Raw genomic sequence first — 21096 nt, forward strand, 5'->3', positions numbered from 1 at the left:
GAGGTCCCGATGGTTGTCTTGAAGCTCTTGTCGCTGCTCGCCGCAGCCGTGCTGTCGTTCTTCGTCATCAAGATGCTGATGATGCGCGAGATGCAGCCCGTGCGCGTCAAAGCCAATCGCCAGCAGCGTCATCCGCAGCAGGTCCGCCGCCTCCGCCAGGACCCGCGCACCGGCGTCTACTACCCCGAGGCTTGACCTCCCGACTCCTCGCCCCTAGGGTCCGCCGCGCTTTTCCGAGGCGGACCGCATGGCATTGAATCCCACCAGATCCTTCCAGGACTTGATCCTCACGCTCCACCAGTACTGGGGCGAAAAAGGCTGCGTCATCCTGCAACCCTATGACATGGAAGTGGGTGCGGGCACCTTCCACCCCGCCACCACGCTGCGTTCGGTCGGGCCGAAGCCCTGGGCCGCGGCCTATGTCCAGCCCTCGCGCCGCCCCAAGGATGGCCGCTATGGCGAGAACCCCAATCGCCTGCAGCACTATTACCAGTACCAGGTGATCATGAAGCCCTCGCCGGCCAACCTGCAGGACCTCTATCTCGGTTCGCTGGAGGCCATCGGCATCGACCGCTCGCTGCATGACATCCGCTTCGTCGAGGACGACTGGGAAAGCCCGACGCTGGGCGCCTGGGGCCTCGGCTGGGAAGTCTGGTGCGACGGCATGGAAGTCTCGCAGTTCACTTACTTCCAGCAGGTTGGCGGCCTCGACTGCGCGCCCGTCTCGGGCGAGTTGACCTACGGCCTCGAGCGCCTGGCGATGTATGTGCAGGGCGTCGACAATGTCTATGACCTGAACTTCAACGGCCAGGAGGGTGCCAAGCGCATCTCCTATGGCGACGTCTTCCTGCAGGCCGAGCAGGAATATTCGCGCTACAATTTCGAGCATGCCAACACCGAGGTGCTGCTGCAGCACTTCATCGATGCCGAGGCCGAGTGCAAGGCGCTGCTCGCCGCGGGCGACCGCGACAATCGCCACGAGATGGCGCTCCCCGCCTATGACCAGTGCATCAAGGCCTCGCACACCTTCAACCTGCTCGATGCGCGCGGCGTCATCTCGGTGACCGAACGCCAGGCCTATATCCTGCGCGTGCGCGAACTCGCCAAGGGCTGCTGCGAGGCCTGGAGCAAGACGGCGGGCGGCGGCGCAACCGCGTAGTTCCTCGCGGTTGACTCGGTCACCTGAAGTCCCGATACTGTAACCTGATCAATTACCAAATCAGGAGCAGGCCATGTCCGAACCCAATGTTCCCCAGAAGTCGCCGATCCCCGTCGAGGTCGAGGCCGGCAAGGATTACTGGTGGTGTTCCTGCGGCCAGTCCAAGAACCAGCCCTTCTGCGACGGCAGCCACAAGGGCTCGTCCTTCACCCCCGTGAAGTGGACGGCCGAGGCCAGCGGCCGCAAATTCTTCTGCGCCTGCAAGCACACCAAGAACCCGGTGTTCTGCGACGGCACCCACAAGGCGCTCTGACGCCCCCCTGAGGGGTGACAAGCCGGGACGGGGCTGCTAATTCGCGGGCCCCGCCCGGAGTGCCCGATGCCTGAACTTCTGATCGAACTGTTTTCCGAGGAAATCCCCGCCGGCATGCAGGCCAAGGCGGCGGAGAACCTGCGCCAGATGGTGACCAATGCCCTGGTCGAGGCGGGCCTCACCTATGAGGGCGCCCAGGCCCATGGCGGGGCGCGCCGCCTCGTGCTCTCGGTCGAGGGCCTCGACGCCAAGGCGGCGGACGTGAACGAGGAGCGCAAGGGCCCGCGCGTCGACGCGCCCCAGCCCGCCATCGAAGGCTTCCTCAAGTCCACGGGCCTGAGCCTCGGCCAGCTCAAGGTGCAGGACGACAAGAAGGGCCAGTTCTATCTCGCCGTCATCCGCCGGCCCGGCCGCACGGCGACCGAGATCATCGCAGAAGTCGTGCCCGACACGATCCGCAAGTTTCCCTGGCCCAAGTCCATGCGCTGGGGTTCGGGTTCGCTTCGCTGGGTGCGTCCGCTCCATTCCATCGTCTGCACCTTCGATGGCGAGGTGGTGCACTTCGAGATCGAGGGCATCCGCAGCGGCAACGTCACCCGCGGCCACCGCTTCATGGGGTCGCAGCATATCGAGGTGCGCCGCTTCGAGGATTATGCCCAGAAGCTGCACCACGCCTTCGTCATCGTCGATGCCAGTGCCCGCATCGAGACGATCCGCACGGAAGCCCGCAATCTCGCCTTCGCCCAGGGCCTCGAACTGATCGAGGACGAGGGGTTGCTGAAGGAGACGGCGGGCCTCGTCGAATGGCCCGTGGTGCTGATGGGCAGCTTCGATGAAAGCTTCCTCACCGTGCCGCCGGAGGTGATCGCCACCTCGATCAAGAACCACCAGAAGTGCTTCGCGCTGCGCCATGCGGCAACGGGCAAGCTCGCCAACCGCTATTTGCTGGTGTCGAACCTCGTCGCCAAGGATGGCGGCAGGACCATCATCGCCGGCAACAACAAGGTCATCGCCGCGCGCCTGTCGGACGCCAAGTTCTTCTGGGACCAGGACCGCAAGGTGAAGCTTGAGGTGTGGGCGAAGAAGCTCGACGCCATTACCTTCCACGCCAGGCTCGGAAGCCAGGGCGAGCGCGTCATGCGGATCGAGACGCTGGCCGCCGAGATCGCCAAGACCATCGGTGCGGACGTCGAGAAGGCCAGGCTCGCCGCGCGCCTCGCCAAGGCCGATCTCGTCACCGGCATGGTCGGCGAATTCCCCGAGCTGCAGGGCCTCATGGGCCGCTACTATGCGCTGGACCAGGGCGTCGATCCGGAGGTCGCCGATGCGATCCGCGATCACTACAAGCCCGTCGGCCCCACCGACACGATCCCCGTTTCAGCGGTCGGTCAGGCAGTGGCGCTGGCCGACAAGCTCGACACGCTCAACGGCTTCTGGTCGATCGACGAGAAGCCCACGGGCTCCAAGGACCCCTATGCACTGCGCAGATCTGCGCTCGGCGTCATCCGCATCATCCTCGACAAGAACCTGCGCCTGCCGCTCACCTTCTGTGGTGACGACCTCATTGCCTTCTTTGCCGACCGCCTGAAGGTGCACCTGAAGGAACAGGGCAAGCGCCATGACCTGATCGATGCGGTGTTTGCACTCGGCAACCAGAACGACCTTCTGATGGTGACGAAGCGCGTCGAGGCGCTGTCGAAGTTCCTCGAGACGGACGACGGCAAGAACCTGCTCGCCGGCGTCAAGCGCGCCTCCAACATCCTCAAGATCGAGGAGAAGAAGGACGGCCGCTCCTACGACGGCGACGTCAACATCTCGCAGCTGATCAAGGGCGAGGAGAAGGCGCTGCACACCGCCATCACCCAGGCCGTGGGCCAGGTGCGCCGCGCGTTGCGCGAGGAGGATTTCGAGGCTGCAATGACGGCAATCGCCAAGCTGCGTGTCCCCGTCGATGCCTTCTTCGAAGGCGTCACCGTGAACGACAAGGACGCCACCTTCCGCGAAAACCGCCTGCGACTCCTCAATCACATCCGCGCGGCGACGGCGGAGGTTGCGGACTTCTCCCGGATCGAGGGCTGACAGCTTCGGTAGTTCTGCGCATTCTGCGCGCTGTGCACAGCGTGTAGCTTGCGCAGCCGTCTGACGGGAGATTTCGCATGCGCCTTCTGATGTCACTTCGCCGCGCCGCCGCGGCCGTGCTCGCCCTTGCCGCTTCGGCGTCGCTCCTTGCCGCGCCCGCAGCGGCCTCCGAGAGCGTCGGCTTCTACAAGAAGTGGGCGTGGTTCGAGGACAGCTACTGGATCGTGCCGCCGGAGGGCATCTATTCGGTGTTCCACGTCGAGGCCGAGAACAAGTTCGTGGTCGACCGCGGCCAGACCGTCTTCCACATCACGGATTACTTCAACGGCTATTTCACCGGCACCGTGGTGGTGAAGCTCACGGTGAACCAGATCGCCAGCTGCCAGTATGTGCTGGGCCAGGTCACGCCCGAGGGCCGCGTCTTCATGACCATGTATGCTGCCGGCACTGCGCCCGACCCCGGCACGGTCGTCAACTATCCGGTGGGCCAGATGGTGAAGCGTGGCAGGAACTGGACCATGGTCAACCAGATGACCAGCCTCGCCCAGGGCGGCACGCTCAGCCACTGGGCCTACATGGTGCAGTCGAAGCCCGGCAGTGCCAGCTTCTACAAGCTGCCCTTCGCCGATGTCTCGATCCCCGAATTCATGCAGGGCTGCAACGAGAACGTCCGGATGATCAACGCCTTCGAGTGAGGGGCCCGTGGACCCATCGTGACCCCCGGATGCCGGGGTGAACGGGTGAGATATCGGGTCCTGTGCTTTCCTCATGATGGCCGGGCTTGTCCCGGCCATGATGAGAGGACGGTGAGATGGATGGGCCCTTACGCCGGTTGGACCCAGCGATTCTGCATAGGTGCCATTTTGACCTTGTCGTTCCTTCTGCGTAAGGAACGTCCATGACCGCCGCCTCCGCCTATACCCCCGACAGCCGCTATGCCTGGATCAGGCTGTTCGTCTCGCTGCTGCTCGCCGTCGTCGGCGGCATCGGGCTGTGGCTGGCGGTCGTGGTGCTGCCCACGATCCAGGCGGAGTTCGGTGTCGACCGTGCCGGCGCCTCCTTCCCCTATACCGCCACCTTCCTCGGCTTCGCGGCGGGCGGCTTCGTGATGGGCAAGATGGCGGACAAGTTCGGCATCACCGTGCCCGTCACCATCGCGGGTGCAGCTCTGGGCATCGGTTTCTTCCTCGCCGCGTGGTCCACGAGCTACTGGCAGTTCGTCGTCGTGCAGGCGGTGTTCATCGGCTTCCTCGGCTCGGCGGCCACCTTCGGGCCGCTGGTGGCCGATGCCTCGCAGTGGTTCCTCAAGCGCCGCGGCATCGCGATTGCCATCGTGGCGAGCGGCAACTACATCGCCGGCACCATCTGGCCGCCCTTCATGCAGGCCGCGATCCAGACCTATGGCTGGCGCTGGACCTACATGGCGATCGGCGTGCTCTGCGTGGTGGTGATGACCCCGCTCGCCCAGTTCCTGCGGAAGCGCCCGCATTTCCACGACACGGCAAGCCCCGCCAGCCGCATGGCGGGCCAGAAGGGCCTGCTGCCCAGCCACCGCTTCCTGTTCCCCGCCCTCGTGCTGGCGGGCCTCTCTTGCTGTGTCGCCATGTCGATGCCGCAGGTCCATATCGTCGCCTATTGCGCCGACCTGGGCTACGGCCCGGCGCGCGGGGCCGAGATGCTGTCCATCATGCTGGGCTTTGGCGTGCTGAGCCGTCTCGTCTCGGGCCTCGTCGCCGACAAGGTGGGCGGGCTGCCGACGCTGATTGCCGGTTCCGCCATGCAGATGCTGGCGCTCATCGCCTATATCCCGTTCGACGGGCTGGCCTCGCTCTATGTCGTCTCCGCCATCTTCGGCCTCAGCCAGGGCGGCATCGTGCCGAGCTATGCGCTGATCATCCGCGACCATTTCCCGGCGCGCGAGGCGGGGAGCCGCATTTCCACCGTGCTCACGGCCACCGTCTTCGGCATGGCACTGGGTGGCTGGATGTCGGGCGAAATCTATGACTGGACCGGTTCCTACACCATGGCCTTCCTCAACGGCGTGGCGTGGAACGTGCTGAACCTGTCGATCGCCTTGTGGATTCTCTATGTCCGCCGCCCGCACGGGCCACCGCTGCGCCCGGCAATGGCCTGAGAGCTTGGCTAAAGGTGCAATGCCGCATCTGCGATATTGCATTGCACGCATCACGTTCCTGTGATTGTCTGGTGTGCGGGCCGCCGCCCGCTACCAAGCCTTCACAAGCAACGTCGAGCAATGGGAAGAATCTGTCATGGCGGCTGAAAGCGCGAAGTTCGTTTATTCCTTCGGTGGTGGTTCGGCGGAAGGCCGGGCCGAAATGAAGGCGCTGCTGGGTGGCAAGGGCGCCAACCTCGCCGAAATGGCCAATCTTGGCCTGCCGGTGCCGCCGGGCTTCACCATCTCGACCGAGGTCTGCACCGCCTTCTACAAGAACAACCGGGCCTATCCGGACGGCCTCGACGCGCAGATCCGCGCCGCACTGTCGAGTGTCGAGAAGATCGCCGCGGCCGAGTTCGGCAATGCCGCCAACCCGCTGCTCGTCTCCGTCCGCTCCGGTGCGCGCGCCTCGATGCCCGGCATGATGGACACGGTGCTGAACCTCGGCCTCAATGACGTCACCGTCGAAGGCCTCGCCACGCGCTCCGGTGACCGTCGCTTCGCCTTCGACAGCTACCGCCGCTTCATCTCGATGTATTCCGACGTGGTGCTCGGCGTCGATCACGCCGAGTTCGAGGACATTCTCGGCGGCTTCAAGGAACAGCGCAACTACACGCTCGACACCGAAGTGACCGCCGAGGAATGGCAGGGCCTCATCGCGCGCTACGAGGCGCTGGTGGAGGAGGCGACGGGCAAGCCCTTCCCGCAGGACCCGCATGAGCAGCTTTGGGGGGCGATCGGCGCCGTGTTCAAGTCCTGGATGGGGGCCCGCGCCATCACCTACAGGAAGCTCAACAGCATCCCGGAAGACTGGGGCACGGCGGTCAACGTGCAGGCCATGGTCTTCGGCAACATGGGTGAGACCTCGGCGACCGGTGTTGCCTTCACCCGCAATCCGGCCACGGGGGCGAAGGAGCTCTATGGCGAGTTCCTCGTCAATGCCCAGGGCGAGGACGTGGTGGCTGGCATCCGCACCCCGCAGAACATCACCGAAAAGGCCCGCATCGAGGCCCATTCCGATGCGCCCTCGCTCGAACACATCATGCCGGAGACCTTCAAGGAGCTGAAGGCCAATTTCGACCTGCTCGAGCGCCATTACCGCGACATGCAGGACATGGAATTCACCATCCAGGACGGCAAGCTCTGGATGCTGCAGACCCGCACCGGCAAGCGCACCGCCAAGGCCGCACTCAGGATCGCGGTCGACATGGCGGCGGAAGGCCTCATCACCAGGCAGGAGGCAGTGCAGCGCATCGACCCCGCCTCGCTTGACCAGCTGCTGCACCCCACGCTCGACCCCAAGGCCAAGCGTGACGTGATTGCCACGGGGCTTCCCGCATCGCCCGGCGCGGCGTCGGGTGAAATCGTGTTCGACGCCGATGAGGCGGAGCGGCTGAAGTCACTTAACCGCCGCGTCATCCTGGTCCGCATCGAGACGAGCCCGGAGGACATTCACGGCATGCATGCCGCGGAAGGCATCCTCACCACGCGTGGCGGCATGACCTCCCACGCCGCCGTCGTGGCGCGCGGCATGGGCAAGCCCTGCGTGTCGGGTGCCGGCGCGCTCCGCATCGATTATGCGGCGGGCACCCTCACCGTCATGGGTGTGACACTGAAGAAGGGCGACACCATCACGGTCGATGGCTCATCGGGCCAGGTGATGAAGGGCGAGGTGGCCACCATCAAGCCCGAGCTCTCCGGTGACTTCGCCACGCTGATGTCCTGGGCGGACAGCTTCCGCCGCATGGGTGTCCGCGCCAATGCCGAAACCCCGCTCGACGCCCGCACCGCGCGCGACTTCGGCGCGGAGGGGATCGGCCTCTGCCGCACCGAGCACATGTTCTTCGATGCCGAGCGCATCGTCGCGGTGCGCGAGATGATCATCGCCGACAAGGTGGAGCAGCGCCGCGCGGCGCTGGCCAAGCTGCTGCCGATGCAGCGGAACGACTTCATCGAGCTGTTCGAGATCATGGCGGGCCTTCCCGTGACGATCCGCCTGCTCGATCCGCCGCTCCATGAATTCCTGCCCCATGCCGACCATGAGATCGAGGAGGTGGCGGAGCAGATGGGGGCGAACCCCGACCAGCTCCGTGCCCGCGTCGCCGAACTCAAGGAGTTCAACCCCATGCTGGGCCACCGCGGCGTGCGGCTTCTCATTTCCTACCCGGAAGTGGCCGAGATGCAGTCCCGCGCCATCTTCGAAGCGGCGACCGAGATCCACCGCCGCACCGGCAAGGCCCCCATTCCGGAGGTCATGGTGCCGCTCGTCGCCTCACGCGCCGAGCTGGACCGGGTGAAGGAGCGCATCGTGGCGGTGGCAGAACAGGTCGCGAAGGAGACGGGCGTGGCCATCGAGTATTCGGTCGGCACCATGATCGAGCTGCCGCGGGCAGCACTTCGGGCAGCCGAGATCGCCGAGTCCGCCGACTTCTTCTCCTTCGGCACCAATGACCTGACGCAGACCACCTTCGGCATCAGCCGCGACGACGCCGCCCGCTTCATCGGCGAATACACCTCCAAGGGGGTGTTCAAGACCGACCCCTTCATTTCGCTCGACGTCGAGGGGGTGGGCGAGCTCATCCGCATCGGCACCGAGCGGGGACGGAGCGTAAAGCACGGATTGAAATCGGGAATCTGCGGCGAGCATGGCGGCGATCCGGCGTCGATCGCTTTCTGCGAAACCGTCAACCTGGACTATGTCTCCTGCTCGCCCTTCCGCGTGCCCATTGCACGCCTGGCGGCAGCTCAGGCAAGTCTCTCGAAACGCTAGGTTTTTCCGAATTGTGGCAAGGGGTTAACCACGTCTTCACCCTGTCACGATTCAGGCTCAAAAGTGGCCCTTCCGGGTTGCCGGGATGGTTAACCTATGTTAAACGGGACCCCTATAGACTACCGCGTATTAACAGCGCCGTAAGACATGCGGCCCACGGTGTGTCGAGGGGAAGTGAAGAAAAGAACGCGTAAGACAAGGCCTGCAGGGGCCTGGGAATTCGAGGACTTCACGACCCGCGAGAAGCGCAGCTTCCTCGCCGAGTACGGTCCCATGGTCGCCGGCGGCGTGATGCTCGTCCTGGCCTTTGCCTTCGCGGGCCACTACATGGGCCAGAACGCCGTCGCCCACAACGCCGAGCCCGATGACGTCATCGAAAGCCTCTCCGGCCCGTCCACCAACATTCTTGCCAAGGGCTCGCTGGTCCCTGAATCCACCAGCCTCGAAGTGATCAGCAAGACCTCCTTCACCTCCCAGGTTGCCTATCAGGAGCAGACCGTTTCGATGGACGGAAAGGGCGACCGCCCGGTCGTCCTCCAGGCCTCCATCATCGAAAAGCAGCAGGTGCAGATCGTCCCGGCCTCGGTGAACCTCAAGGACGACGATGGTGCGTCGGGGGGCGTCATCATCAAGGGCCCGTCGCCGCAGAAGGTGATGCAGGGCGTGAAGCTGAAGCGCACCGTCACCGCCTCGCGGAAGCCGGTCGACAAGGCCACCCAGCAGGCCATTGCCCGCCGCCGCGTGCAGATGGCGGAGGAAAACTGCCTCGCCCGCGCCGTCTATTTCGAGGCCCGCTCGGAATCGGAGCTGGGCCAGCTCGCCGTGGCCAAGGTCATTCTCAACCGCGTCAAGGATCCGGAATATCCGAAGTCGATCTGCGGCGTGGTTTACCAGGGTTCGGGCCGCCGCAATTCCTGCCAGTTCTCCTTCGCCTGTGATGGCCTGCCGGACGATGTGCGCAGCGCCGCTGCCTGGGCCAACTCCAAGCGCATCGCGAAGATGGCCATTTCGGGCGACGCCAAGGTCGCTGCCATCGGCTCCGCCACCAACTATCACGCCGACTACGTGAACCCCAAATGGGCCAAGAGCATGAAGCGCCTGATCAAGATCGGGCGGCACGTGTTCTACGAAGAGGGCTGACCTCCTCGCATGGCAGGGTTTTGCAGGGCGCCTCCGGGCGCCCTTTCTGTTTCCGCCGTCGCCAGTCTAGGATGCGCGGGCTGAAGGAGAGTCGAAGATGGCGAAGGAAACCACCGGCACCGCCTGGACCTGGTTCAAGGGCGAGTGGCACATGGGCAACCCGCAGCTGATGGGCCCCATGACACATGCGCCGTGGCTCGGTTCCTGCGTGTTCGACGGGGCGCGCGCCTTTGCCGGCGTGGCGCCGGACCTCGATCTCCACTGCCAGCGCATCGTCCGCTCGGCGGAAAGCTTCGGCCTCAAGGTGCTGAAGAACGCGGGTGAGATCGAGGAGCTGATCCGCGAAGGCATCGCCAAGTTCCCGAAGGGCGCGGAACTCTACCTTCGCCCCATGTTCTGGGCCGAGGACGGCTTCGTCGACGTCGACCCCGAGTCGACCCAGTTTTCGGTCTCGGTCTATGATGCGCCGCTGCCCAAGCCCACCGGCTTCTCGGTCACCTGTTCGCCCTTCCGCCGGCCGTCCTATGAATATGCACCGACCGATGCCAAGGCCGCCTGCCACTACCCCAATTCCGCCCGCGCCATCCGCGAAGCCAAATCGCGCGGCTTCGACAATGCGGTGATGCTGGACGCCCTCGGCCACGTGGCGGAACTGTCCACCGCCAACATCTGGTTCGCCAAGGACGGCGAGGCCCATACGCCCATTCCCAACGGCACCTTCCTCAACGGAGTCACCCGCCAGCGCGTGGTGAAGCTCCTGCGCGATGCCGGCATCAAGGTGCATGAACGCTCGATCAGGTGGAGCGAATTCCTGGAGGCCGACGAAGTCTTCTCCACCGGCAACTGGGCCAAGGTGGCGCCCATCACGCGGGTCGAACAGAAGAACCTCCAGCCCGGCCCCATCATGCAGAAGGCGCGGGAGCTTTATTGGGACTATGCGCTGAAGGGGCGGTGAGTCACTCTTCCACGCCAAACCATCATCATGGCCGGGCTCGTCCCGGCCATCTTCTTTGTGGCCGCCGAAAAGGATGCGCGGGTCACGCCCGCGCATGATGAGTGCATGGTGCTAGGGCCGCAGCACAAACGGTGTGCCCTCAAACGCATCCGCACCCCGTCCGATCTTCTCGATCGCCCTCACCATGCGTCCGTTGCGCCCGAGGACCTCGTCGGCCAGCGACACGATCAGCCGGTTCGGCGTGGCGGATGGCGAGGCCTGGCGCAGTTCGAAGGCCAGTTCCTCTTCATCCGCACCCGGTCGGAACATGCAGAGCGCGGTATAGGCCGCGGCCGTCGAGCGGCTGATGCCGGCCCAGCAATGCACCAGCATGGGGTCCTTGCGGTCCCAGTCCTGGAAAAAGGCGATCATCTTCTCGGCATCGCCCGCACCCGGCGGCACGTGGCCCTCCATCGGCTGCACGATGTCGTGGAAGTAGAGCTTGAGATGCCGCCCGGGCGTGATGCCCTGCGGCGCATCATGCGGCGTGTCGGGGGCGAGCAGTGTCACCACATGCTTCGCGCCATGCCGGTCGATAAGGGGCTGCACCTTGTTGAGGGGGCACACGATGATCATGGTGCAAGCTTCCTGAATGTCCTGAGATAAAGTGCGGCAGCATCGGTGGGCGCCAGCGGCTTGAGCCGGAAGAAGCGCTTCGCCGCCTCACCGTCAAGCCCCTTCGGCTTGCCGAAGAATTTCTCCGCCTCGTCGACGGCAAAGCCGGCCAGCTGCGTGGCTTCGAGATAGGCGGCAAGATGGTCGCATTTCTTGATGAACACCTCGAGCTTCTGCGCCCTCTGTGCGGACAACCCGAAACGGATGTGAATGGCCGCCAGCAGCCGGTTCTCGAAGGCCTTGTAGTCGAGGCCGAGTGCGGCCTTGAAGGGCGAGATCATGTCGCCCACCACATATTCCGGCGCATCGTGAAGCAGCGCCGCGAGGCGCCCCTTGCGGTCCAGCGCCGGCTCGAGCTGCACCGCCAGCTCCTCGACCAGCACGCAATGCTGCGCCACCGAGAAGGCATGGTCGCCCTTGGTCTGGCCATTCCACCGCGCCACGCGCGCCAGTCCATGCGCGATGTCCTCCACCTCGATGTCGAGTGGCGAGGGATTGAGCAGGTCGAGCCGCCGCCCCGACAGCATGCGCTGCCATGCGCGCGGCGTGGCATCACGCGGCATGGGCCTCTCGTGGATGAAGGGTAAGGGACACGGCGCCGGCAACGGCGGCATTCGCAGCCGCCATCGCTGTCTCAGGATCACGCCCACGCAGGAGGCCATGCAGCACGAGATGCGCCGCGACCAGAACGTCACCACCCTCCGGTTCGCCTGCTGGCGCTATGTAGGCCTTGGCACCGCCCTCCAGGAACGTCCGCGCGAGGGCAGCCGAGCCCGAGTCGCAGGCCGTGCACAAGACGGTGCAGTCCGGCAACGTGACGTCCCCGGCGAAGCGCTCAGGCATCAGGAAGCCATCGACCAGCTCATGTCCGCCTGCACTGGCCACCAGCGAGCCGAAATGGAGCCCGCCAGCCGCACCGTGACCACAGATCGTCAGCAGTTCCGGAGCCGGGACCGCCGCAATGACCTGCCGGAACTGCTTTGGGGTCGCGATGAAACGCAAGTCGACGCGGTGCCCCGATGCTTCGAGCACGGACCTCAGCGCAACTGCCTCGAGGCCGCTATCCGGCAGTGCCGCAATCATCACCGTGGTGGGGGATCCGGTCACCGCCCGCGCCCTAGCGCCTTCACCGCTTCATGCCGGTGGCAGTCGACGAGGTGGTCGTTCACCAGCCCGCAGGCCTGCATGAAGGCATAGACGATGGTGGGGCCGACGAAGCGGAAGCCGCGTTTCTGGAGGTCCTTCGACATTTTCTCGGCGAGCGGCGTCTTGGCCGGAATGTCCTTCATGCTGCGCAGCCTGTTGTCCAGCGGCGCGCCATCGAGGAAGTCCCACAGATAGGCGGAGAAATCGGGGATCGCGAGATAGGCCTGGGCATTCGTCACGCTGGCCTCGATTTTCAGGCGGTTCCTCACGATGCCTGCATCCTGCATCAATTTCTCGAGCTTCGCGGGCTTGTAGCGCGCCATCTTCTCCGGATCGAAGCCGTCGAAGGCACGGCGGAAATTGTCGCGCTTCCGGAGGATGGTGATCCACGACAGTCCGGCCTGGAAGCCGTCGAGCAGCAGCTTCTCGAACAGCGCGCGCGAATCATATTCAGGGACACCCCATTCGGTGTCGTGATAGGCCATGTAGAGCGGGTCCGTGCCGCACCAGCCGCAGCGGCATACTCCGTCTTCGTGTCTCGTGGCACTCATGCCGCCCCCGGAACCTCGTATCTCGCCCATGCGGGCTTCTCGACCGTGACTGTAGCACCATCGGCCACGAGCGGCGCAGTGGCCTCCGCCAGCCGGTCGAGCCGGATGAGCGCAAGGGCCATTCGGCCCGACGAAGAGAGCAGGGTGCCGACCTGCTTGTCGCCGGCGCGGATGTCCGTGCCCCTTGGCGGCATCGGCCCCTCCACCGCCACCGGCAGGATGCGGCTGCGCGCCGTGCCGCGGTGCTCCATGCGCGAGACCACTTCCTGGCCCACATAGCAGCCCTTCCTGAAGCTCACGCCGCCCAGCTGGTCGAGATTGGCCTCATGCGGGAAGACGTCGCCCGAGCCGAGATCGGCGGCCGAATCGGCCAGTCCCGCCGCGATGCGCGCCGCGTCATAGCCCTGCGCCTCGCCATGGGCCGCACCGATGATGCGCCAGCCGATCTCCGGGCAGCGCGGGTCTTGGAAGCTGCCGGCGATCTCAACCGGCGAAACCCCAACCGCAAGGTCATCCCGCGCCGCCAGTTCCACCCTGGCGCGGAGCTTGTACATGGAAAGCCGCTTCAGCAGGTCCGCCCGCTGGCCCGCCGCGCAGTCGATCAGGAAGCCATCCCCCGCCCTCAGCACGAACATGTCGAACAGGATCTTGCCCTGCGGGGTGAGCAAGGCGGCATAGGCGGCGGCACCTTCGGCCAGGTGGTCGATGTCGGCCGTCAGCAGGTTGTGCAGGAAATGGGCCGCCTCCGGCCCGGTGACCGTCATCACCGCCCGGCCGGGGAGGCTTCCCGCCTGAAAATCAATGTCACGCATGGCTGTTGCTTCGTTCCCGATCCACATTTACGAAGACCCAGAACAACCTTCAAGGAAAGCCGGGTCCTGTCCATGCCATTCCACGCCGAATTGATCCTGAAGGGCGGTACCGTCGTCAACCATGACGGCGTGGGCCAGCGCGACATTGCCGTGTCCGGGGGCCGCATCGTCGCAATCGGCTCATTCGGCAAGGGGCAGGGGGGCGAAACCATCGACTGCACCGGCCTCCACATCCTGCCGGGCGTCATCGACAGCCAGGTGCACCTGCGCGAGCCCGGGGCCGAGCACAAGGAAGACCTGGAAACGGGCGGCCGCGCCGCCGTGATGGGCGGCGTCACCGGCGTCTTCGAAATGCCCAACACCAGCCCGCTCACCACCTCGGCCGAAGCACTGGCCGACAAGGTGGCCCGTGCCACCAACCGCATGTATTGCGACTTCGCCTTCTACATGGGCGGCACGCGCGAGAATGCCCACCAGCTGGGCGAACTCGAACTCCTTCCCGGCTGTGCCGGCATCAAGGTCTTCATGGGCTCCTCGACCGGCTCGCTGCTGGTCGATGACGACAAGGGCGTGGCCCGCGTGCTGGCCAATATCCGCCGCCGCGCCGCCTTCCACTCGGAGGACGAGGACCGCCTCAATGCGCGCAAGGACCTCCGCATCGAGGGCGATCCGTCGAGCCATTATGTCTGGCGCGATGCCGAGGCCGCGCGGCTCTGTACCGAGCGCCTGGTGCGCCTCGCCCGCGAGGCCCACAAGCGCATCCACGTGCTGCATGTCTCGACCGCCGATGAATTCCCCATTCTTGCGGCGGCACGGGACGTCGCGACCGTCGAGGTGACGCCGAACCATCTGGTCTTCACCTCCGAGGATTACGCCCGCCTCGGCAACCTGCTGCAGATGAACCCGCCGATGCGCGAGCCGCATCACAAGGAGGGCATCTGGGCAGCGCTGAAATCCGGCCTCGTCGACGTGCTGGGCTCCGACCATGCGCCGCATACGCTGGAGGAGAAGGCCAAGCCCTATCCCGCCTCGCCCTCGGGCATGCCCGGCGTGCAGACGCTGGTGCCCGTCATGCTCGATTGCGTGAACAGGGGGCTGCTCACGATCGAGCGCTTCGTCGACCTCACCTCGCACGGCCCCAACCGCATCTTCGGCCTCGCGGGCAAGGGCCGCATCGCGGAGGGCTATGACGCCGACTTCACCATCGTCGACATGAAGGTGAAGCGCACCATCACCAACGCCTGGATCGAGAGCCGCTGCAAGTGGACCCCGCATGATGGCCGCCACGTCACCGGCTGGCCCGTCGGCACCGTGATCCGCGGCCGCCGCGTCATGTGGAACGACGAGATCATCGGGACGGCCCACGGCCAGCCCATCCGCTTCGTGGAAGCGCTTTAAAGAGGAAACGACATGTCCTTCCGTGCCATTCTCATCACCAAGACCGACGCCGGCCAGAAGGCCGAACTGACCCGCCTCGAGGAGTCCGATCTGATGGAAGGCGACGTCACCGTCGACGTCACGCATTCATCGGTGAACTACAAGGACGGCCTCAACATCACCGGCAAGGCGCCCATCGCGCGGCGCTTCCCGCTGATCCCCGGCATCGACTTCGCCGGCACCGTGCGCTCTTCCACCAATCCGCGCTGGAAGGCGGGCGACCACGTGGTGCTGAACGGCTATGGCGTGGGCGAGGGCCACCATGGCGGGTTCTCCGAGGTCGCCCGCCTCAGCGGCGACTGGCTGGTGCCGGTGCCCAAGGGCTGGACGGCGGCCGACTGCATGTCGGTGGGTGTGGCGGGCTACACCGCCATGCTCTGCGTCATGGCGCTGGAGGAGCAGGGCGTGAAGCCGTCGGACGGCGACATCCTCGTCACCGGCGCGGCGGGCGGCGTGGGTACGACCGCCATCGTCATCCTCGCCAAGCTCGGCTACCGCGTCATCGCATCGACGGGCCGCGTCTCGGAGGAGGCCTTCCTCAAGAGCCTCGGCGCTGCCGGCATCGTCGACCGCAACGAGTTCAACGGCCCGGTCAAGGCGCTGGCCAAGTCGCGCTGGGCGGGCTGCGTGGACTCGGTCGGCTCCGTCACTCTCGCCAACGTCATCTCGCAGATGAACCCGGACGCGACGGTCGCCGCCTGCGGCAATGCACAGGGCATGGACCTGCCGACCAACGTCGCACCCTTCATCCTGCGCGGCGTGAAGCTCGTCGGCGTCAATTCGGTCTCGACCCCCATGCCGCGCCGCCTCAAGGTATGGGAGCGGCTGGTCAAGGACCTCGACCTCTCGAAGCTTCATGCGCTGACGAGCCACGTGAAGCTCGAGGACGTGCCCCAGGTCGCCGCCGACATCGTGGCCGGCAAGGTGAAGGGCCGCGTCGTCGTCGACATCGCCTGATCGATGGATCTCTCGCTCCTCCTCGCCGGCATGGCCATCGGCCTGGCGGTGACGGCACCACTCGGGCCGGTCAACATCCTCGTCATCCGCAACGCCATCCGGCGCGGCTTTGGCGCGGCCTTCCTCGTCGGGCTTGGTGCGGTGGTGGCGGACGTCATCTACGCGACGGCGACGGCCTATGGCATCAGCTGGGTGTCACACCTGATCGAGGCCTATGCGCGGCCGCTCCTCGTCATCGGCGGCCTGTTGCTGGTTGTCACCGGCGTGTGGCTGGCGCGCAAGCGGCTTGAGATTTCGGCGGTGGAGGCGGAGGAACCGCAGGCCGCGAAACACATTGGCAAGATGCTGGCAGCCTTCGGGCTCACCATCTCGAACCCGGGCGAATTCTTCGGCTTCATCGCCATCTTCGGCACCATGAGCGGCGTGCTGCGCCTGCATGAAGGCTGGGCCCGCCCGCCCACGGTCATCGCCGGCGTCGCCATTGGCGGCATTCTGTGGTGGCTGTTGCTGAGCTATCTCGTGTCGCGGCTCAAGTCGCGCATCAGCGGCAGGGCGCTGGAGCGCGTCAACCGCTGGACCGGTGTGCTGATTGCGGCCTTCGGCTTCGCGCTGCTGCTGGAATCCCTCGCCTGAGCCTATTGCCTTGTGCTGATCAGCGAGAATTCGCCGCCGCGCACGCGCTCCGGCAGGCGCTGGCACATCACGGCCACCGGCTCCTCGCCATAGGTGGAGATCAGTTCGGACAGGGCAGCGAAGATCGCGGCGGTGGCAATGCAGTCGCGGTCGACCCCCTCATAGGCAGCTTCCTCCCAGGCATCGAGCAGGAACTGCAGGGCCAGCTGCTTCTCGGTGGCAGCACCGGTGTCGCGTGGGCGGAGGGCGTTCTTCAACATTCTGTCCATCATCTTGCGGTGTCATGCCGCTGTGTGTCCGGACCATAGCAAGCGCACCGCCGAGGGCCACCCGTTCCTTAAACGAGGGTTAACCCCGCGGACGTAAACCTTAATCGCCGTTAAGGATTTTGCGTGCGGCGGCAATGGCGGCGGCGATGTTGGGGGCGAGCGTGAAACCGTCCAGCCGGTCGGGCTCGGCCCAGGCCACGGTAGCCGCGTCACTCATCGCCACCGGCTCGCCGGGCCCCGCCACTCCGAGATAGGAGGCGATCACGTAATGCACGGTGAGAAGGCCGCTTGCGTCGTGGCGGATCACGTCATAGAGGCCGAGAAGGCCGTTGAACGTCGCCGTCATGCCGGTCTCTTCCATGAGTTCGCGCGCGGCGGCTTCCTGCAGGGTCTCTCCCGGCTCCACATGGCCACCGGGAAAAGCCCACATGCCCCTCGGCGGCTTGGCGCGCTCGACCAGCAGCACCCTGCCATCGCGCCAGACCGCGGCCGAGACGCCGAGCTTCGGCCACTGTTGCTCACCCGCCATTCGTGATTATCTCCGCCGCATGTGCGGATTGTATAGCCTGGCGAAGAGCCCCCGGGAAACCAAAGCCTGGTTCAACTACCACGAAGACGAGGATTTCCCGCCGCGGGCCCATGTTGCGCCCGGCCAGCCCATCGGCGTGGTGCGGATGGACAGGGGCGCCCGCCACTTCGCGCTTGTGCGCTGGGGCTTCATCCCCTCCTGGGTGAAGGAGGTGAAGCCCGGCAAGCCGCTGATCAACGCGCGCGGCGAAACGGTGATGGAGAAGCCCTCCTTCCGGAACGCCATGCGCCGCCGCCGCTGCCTCGTGCCGGCCGACGGCTATTACGAATGGTCGGGGCCCGAGGGCCGCAAGGTGCCGTTTTACGTGCAGCGCCCGGACAAGGGCCTCTTCGCGCTGGCGGGGCTGTGGGAGCACTGGATGGGGGCCGACGGCTCCGAACTCGAAACCGCGACGCTGATGACCATCGCGCCAAATGCCGAACTCGCCACCATCCATGACCGCATGCCGGTCATCATCGCGCCCGAGGATTACGAAGGCTGGCTGACCGGCGAGGCGGAGGATGCCGCGAAGCTGATCCGTCCTGCACCCAATGGCAGCTTCACCATGGAGCCCACGGCAATCGGCCGCGCGCCTGCTGCGAAGCCGCCGCCGAAGAGGCCGGACCAGATGAGCTTGTTCTGACGTCTGAGCCCGGGGCCCACTCACTCCTGCCCCTCCCCACAAGGGGGGGGTGGGGGCCGCGAGTCCGATGTGAACCTCCTCAGATCTTCCTTGCCATGCAGAGCACCGGGTTCACCTCATAGCCCAGCGCCTCGTAGAAGCCCTTCACCGCGGCATTCTCGGCGCGCACCAGCAGGTTCACCTTCCACACGCCGCGTTGCCCCAGCCATTCCTCGGCCGCACGCACGGCGGCCTTCCCATGGCCCTGGCGTTGCAGCGCGGGGTCGACGGCGACGTAGTAGAGCATGCCGCGGTGCCCATCATGCCCGGCCATCACGCTGGCGGCGATGCGCCCGTGGTGTTCCTGAACGAGCACCGTGGAGGTTGCCGACTCCCGGGCAAAGGCAATGTCCTTGTACGGATCATTCCAGGCCCGCGTCAGCCCGCAGGCCTGCCACAGGGCGACGACGGACTCGACATCGGCGTCGGCGATCTCGCGAAACCCCGTCATTCCGGCAGCACGCGGCCGGGATTCAGGATGTTGTTGGGGTCCAGCAAGCGCTTGAGGCCCCGCATCATGTCGAGTTCGACCGCCGACTTGATCTCAGGCATGCGATAGGCCTTGAGCCGCCCGATGCCATGTTCGGCGCTGATCGAGCCGTTGAAGCGGCCCACCACCTCGAAGACCACGTCGTTCACCTCGTTCCACATGCCGAGGAAGGCCTCCTTGTCCATGCCGACAGGCTGCGAGATGTTGTAGTGGATGTTGCCGTCGCCGAGGTGCCCGAAGGAGACGAAGCGGCTGCCTGGAAGGAAGCGCGACACCGCCTCATCCGCCGCGGCGAGGAACTGCGGCACCTTCGACACCGGCACCGAGACGTCATGCTTGATCGAGCCGCCCTCCGACTTCTGCGATTCGGAGATCAGCTCGCGCGCCGCCCAGAAGGCAGAGCGCTGCGCATCGGACTGCGCGAGGGCCGCGTCGGTCACGAGGCCGCGCGCCATGGCCGATTCGAAGATCGCCATCATGGCACCCGGCACGGGGTCGGCGAGTTCGGCCAGCACATACCAGGGCGAGGCCTCCGCCAGCGGGTGGCGCACGCCGGCATGCCGGATCGCGAACTGCAGCGCGATGTCGGCGATCAGCTCGAAGCCCACAACGCGGTTGCCGCTCAATTCCCTGGCGAGCGAGAGCAGGTCCACCGCGGCCTGCGGCGAGGGCACGGCGATGAAGGCCGTCTCCACGGTCCGGGGCTTCGGGAACAACTTCAGCACAGCGGCGGTGATGACGCCCAGCGTGCCCTCCGCGCCGATGAACAGGTCGCGCAGGTCATAGCCGGTATTGTCCTTGCGCAGGCGCTTCAGCCCGTTCCACACGCGGCCATCGGCCAGCACCACCTCGAGCCCCAGGCACAGGTCGCGGGTGTTGCCATAGGCGATGACGTTGAGGCCGCCGGCATTGGTCGAGAGATTGCCGCCGATGCGGCAGGAACCCTCGGAGGCGAGGCTCAGCGGGAAGAACCGGTCCACCGCATCGGCTGCCTCCTGCACGGATTTGAGAACCGCGCCGGCCTCGACGGTGATCGTATTGTCCGCCGCGTCGACATCGAGGATGCGCGTCATGCGCTCGAGCGAGAGCACGACCTCGTTCCCGGCATCGGTGGGAATCTGCCCGCCGCAGAGCCCGGTATTGCCGGCCTGCGGCACGATGGGGGTGCGCGTCTCGTTGGCGATCGCCAGGATTCGGGAGACGTCCTCGGTCGAGCCCGGCCGCAGCACGAGGGGCGACCGGCCGGTCCAGATCTGCCGCCACTCGCGCATGTAGCCGTCCATCCCGGCGGCATCGCGGATGGCGTGCTTCTCGCCCACCACGGCGGCGAGGCGGTTCAGCGCATCGCTCATGCATTCCTCGGGGCGGCGGCACGCAACAGGCGGTCGTTGATCGCTTCGCCCAGCCCGTGATGAGGGATGGGGGCGACCGCGATGCGCGCGACGCCCGTGGCGTCGATTTCATGGAGCAGGCGGAACAGGCTGGCGGCGGCCTCCACCAGGTCGCCCGTCGCGGAGAGGGTCCAGGTCCCGTGGGCGTGCAACGGGCCGAAGCCCAGATAGGCCTCGCCCGCGCGGGGCGCATCGGCATTGAGGCGGAGTTCGGCATGGGGCGCGTAGTGGCTCAGCAGCTGGCCCGGCGCGTGGGGACGTTCGGAGTGGGACTCGACAGCAATGGCGTGGCCCAGCACCTTCTCGATCTCGGCACGCGGAATGCCGCCGTGGCGGAGCAGCTTGGGGCCGTCCGCGAGGACGCTGACGACCGTCGACTCGACTCCCACCTTGCAGCGGCCGCCGTCCAGCACGGCAGCGACCTTGTCCTTCAGGTGGCGGCGGACATGGTCGGCGGTGGTCGGGCTGATCTTGCCGGAGGGATTGGCGCTGGGGGCCACCACCGGGCGGCCCGCAGCCTTCAGCAGCTCCAGCGCCACCGGGTGGGAGGGCACGCGGATGGCGATCGAGTCGAGGCCGGAACTGGCCAGCAGCGAGACCGGGCAATCGGGCGCGCGCGGCACCACGAGGCTCAAGGGCCCCGGCCAGAAGGCCCGGGCCAGCGCCCGGGCCTCCGCGCTGAAATCGCCCAGCGCGAAAGCCGCCTCGGCATCCGGCACATGCGCGATGAGCGGGTTGAAGGACGGCCGCCCCTTGGCGGCATAGACCCGCGCCACCGCCTCGCCATTGGTGGCATCGGCCCCCAGCCCATAGACGGTCTCGGTCGGGAAGGCCACGAGCCTCCCCTCGCGCAGGGCCTGTGCGGCGGCTTCGATGTCGGTGTGGGAGACCATGCGGGCTCTATAGCAGTCCGC

At 66.1% G+C, this 21096-nt stretch carries 23 protein-coding genes; 13 read left to right on the plus strand and 10 right to left on the minus strand.

From position 1 onward, the window contains the following. The first annotated feature begins 9 nt into the window (after positions 1-9). The 9 genes from DK847_RS17360 to DK847_RS17400 all read left to right on the plus strand — a co-directional run bounded on the left by DK847_RS17360 (position 10) and on the right by DK847_RS17400 (position 10592). Positions 10-195, plus strand: a complete 186-nt coding sequence (locus DK847_RS17360; RefSeq protein ID WP_111199807.1) for a hypothetical protein — start codon at positions 10-12, stop codon at positions 193-195. A gap of 52 nt (positions 196-247) precedes the next feature. Continuing rightward, positions 248-1159 carry a glycine--tRNA ligase subunit alpha gene (locus DK847_RS17365; protein WP_161957347.1) on the plus strand — a complete coding sequence of 304 codons (912 nt, stop codon included), beginning with the start codon at positions 248-250 and terminating at the stop codon, positions 1157-1159. 73 nt (positions 1160-1232) lie between these two features. Then, positions 1233-1472: a CDGSH iron-sulfur domain-containing protein gene (locus DK847_RS17370; protein ID WP_111199808.1), complete on the plus strand. Its 240-nt coding sequence runs from the start codon at positions 1233-1235 to the stop codon at positions 1470-1472. A 66-nt stretch (positions 1473-1538) separates the two neighbouring features. After that, positions 1539-3551 carry a glycine--tRNA ligase subunit beta gene (glyS, locus tag DK847_RS17375; protein ID WP_111199809.1) on the plus strand — a complete coding sequence of 671 codons (2013 nt, stop codon included), beginning with the start codon at positions 1539-1541 and terminating at the stop codon, positions 3549-3551. 77 nt (positions 3552-3628) lie between these two features. Next, a complete protein-coding gene (locus tag DK847_RS17380; protein WP_111199810.1) occupies positions 3629-4246 on the plus strand; it encodes a hypothetical protein in 618 nt (205 codons plus the stop codon). 203 nt (positions 4247-4449) lie between these two features. Next, entirely contained in the window at positions 4450-5685 is a 1236-nt protein-coding gene (locus tag DK847_RS17385) for an MFS transporter (RefSeq protein WP_111199811.1), read from the plus strand. A gap of 136 nt (positions 5686-5821) precedes the next feature. Next, positions 5822-8497, plus strand: a complete 2676-nt coding sequence (gene ppdK, locus DK847_RS17390) for a pyruvate, phosphate dikinase (protein WP_111199812.1) — start codon at positions 5822-5824, stop codon at positions 8495-8497. A gap of 174 nt (positions 8498-8671) precedes the next feature. After that, entirely contained in the window at positions 8672-9637 is a 966-nt protein-coding gene (locus tag DK847_RS17395) for a cell wall hydrolase (RefSeq protein ID WP_161957348.1), read from the plus strand. A gap of 97 nt (positions 9638-9734) precedes the next feature. Then, the gene (locus tag DK847_RS17400; protein WP_111199814.1) at positions 9735-10592 is read left to right on the plus strand and encodes a branched-chain amino acid aminotransferase; all 858 of its coding nucleotides are present in this window, start codon (positions 9735-9737) and stop codon (positions 10590-10592) included. Between the two features lie 111 nt (positions 10593-10703). Here DK847_RS17400 and DK847_RS17405 read toward each other — a convergent pair whose 3' ends face one another. Genes DK847_RS17405 through ygfZ form a run of 5 tightly spaced genes read right to left on the minus strand, consistent with a single transcriptional unit; the run spans position 10704 to position 13755 of the window. Next, complete coding sequence (locus tag DK847_RS17405; RefSeq protein ID WP_111199815.1) at positions 10704-11207, minus strand: tyrosine phosphatase family protein; 504 nt, start codon at positions 11205-11207, stop codon at positions 10704-10706. Then, on the minus strand, positions 11204-11809 hold the full coding sequence (locus tag DK847_RS17410) for an HD domain-containing protein (protein WP_111199816.1): 606 nt from the start codon (positions 11807-11809) through the stop codon (positions 11204-11206). The genes DK847_RS17405 and DK847_RS17410 overlap by 4 nt, the downstream gene beginning before the upstream one ends. Continuing rightward, positions 11799-12353: a CHAT domain-containing protein gene (locus DK847_RS17415; protein ID WP_111199817.1), complete on the minus strand. Its 555-nt coding sequence runs from the start codon at positions 12351-12353 to the stop codon at positions 11799-11801. Before DK847_RS17415 ends, DK847_RS17410 begins: the two co-directional genes overlap by 11 nt. Continuing rightward, positions 12350-12943, minus strand: a complete 594-nt coding sequence (locus DK847_RS17420) for a DNA-3-methyladenine glycosylase I (protein ID WP_111199818.1) — start codon at positions 12941-12943, stop codon at positions 12350-12352. Before DK847_RS17420 ends, DK847_RS17415 begins: the two co-directional genes overlap by 4 nt. Continuing rightward, complete coding sequence (gene ygfZ, locus DK847_RS17425; protein ID WP_111199910.1) at positions 12940-13755, minus strand: CAF17-like 4Fe-4S cluster assembly/insertion protein YgfZ; 816 nt, start codon at positions 13753-13755, stop codon at positions 12940-12942. The genes DK847_RS17420 and ygfZ overlap by 4 nt, the downstream gene beginning before the upstream one ends. Positions 13756-13827: 72 nt before the next feature. Between ygfZ and DK847_RS17430 the strand changes: the two genes are divergently transcribed. From DK847_RS17430 to DK847_RS17440, 3 genes are read left to right on the plus strand one after another with little or no spacing between them, the layout of a single operon-like run. Further along, complete coding sequence (locus tag DK847_RS17430) at positions 13828-15153, plus strand: dihydroorotase (RefSeq protein ID WP_111199819.1); 1326 nt, start codon at positions 13828-13830, stop codon at positions 15151-15153. Positions 15154-15165: 12 nt separating this feature from the next. Next, the gene (gene acuI, locus DK847_RS17435; RefSeq protein WP_111199820.1) at positions 15166-16149 is read left to right on the plus strand and encodes an acrylyl-CoA reductase (NADPH); all 984 of its coding nucleotides are present in this window, start codon (positions 15166-15168) and stop codon (positions 16147-16149) included. Between the two features lie 3 nt (positions 16150-16152). Further along, positions 16153-16782, plus strand: a complete 630-nt coding sequence (locus tag DK847_RS17440; protein WP_111199821.1) for a LysE family translocator — start codon at positions 16153-16155, stop codon at positions 16780-16782. 2 nt (positions 16783-16784) lie between these two features. On the opposite strand, the gene DK847_RS17445 is transcribed toward DK847_RS17440, so the two are convergent. Together DK847_RS17445 and DK847_RS17450 are read right to left on the minus strand one after the other, a co-directional pair. Next, complete coding sequence (locus DK847_RS17445; RefSeq protein ID WP_111199822.1) at positions 16785-17042, minus strand: hypothetical protein; 258 nt, start codon at positions 17040-17042, stop codon at positions 16785-16787. A 109-nt stretch (positions 17043-17151) separates the two neighbouring features. Beyond that, positions 17152-17580 (minus strand): NUDIX hydrolase, encoded by a 429-nt coding sequence (locus tag DK847_RS17450; RefSeq protein ID WP_111199823.1) that lies wholly within the window; start codon positions 17578-17580, stop codon positions 17152-17154. A 19-nt stretch (positions 17581-17599) separates the two neighbouring features. On the opposite strand from DK847_RS17450, the gene DK847_RS17455 reads away from it, so the two are divergent. Then, the gene (locus tag DK847_RS17455; RefSeq protein ID WP_111199824.1) at positions 17600-18262 is read left to right on the plus strand and encodes an SOS response-associated peptidase; all 663 of its coding nucleotides are present in this window, start codon (positions 17600-17602) and stop codon (positions 18260-18262) included. Positions 18263-18341: 79 nt separating this feature from the next. Here the strand turns inward: DK847_RS17455 and DK847_RS17460 are convergent, their stop codons facing one another. Genes DK847_RS17460 through DK847_RS17470 form a run of 3 tightly spaced genes read right to left on the minus strand, consistent with a single transcriptional unit; the run spans position 18342 to position 21075 of the window. Beyond that, on the minus strand, positions 18342-18752 hold the full coding sequence (locus DK847_RS17460; protein WP_111199825.1) for a GNAT family acetyltransferase: 411 nt from the start codon (positions 18750-18752) through the stop codon (positions 18342-18344). Next, positions 18749-20143, minus strand: coding sequence for an FAD-binding oxidoreductase (locus DK847_RS17465; RefSeq protein ID WP_111199826.1), 1395 nt, complete (start codon positions 20141-20143; stop codon positions 18749-18751). Before DK847_RS17465 ends, DK847_RS17460 begins: the two co-directional genes overlap by 4 nt. Continuing rightward, positions 20140-21075, minus strand: a complete 936-nt coding sequence (locus DK847_RS17470) for an L-threonylcarbamoyladenylate synthase (protein ID WP_111199827.1) — start codon at positions 21073-21075, stop codon at positions 20140-20142. The genes DK847_RS17465 and DK847_RS17470 overlap by 4 nt, the downstream gene beginning before the upstream one ends. Positions 21076-21096: the final 21 nt, after the last annotated feature.

Source organism: Aestuariivirga litoralis, assembly GCF_003234965.1.
GTDB classification, from domain to species: domain Bacteria; phylum Pseudomonadota; class Alphaproteobacteria; order Rhizobiales; family Aestuariivirgaceae; genus Aestuariivirga; species Aestuariivirga litoralis.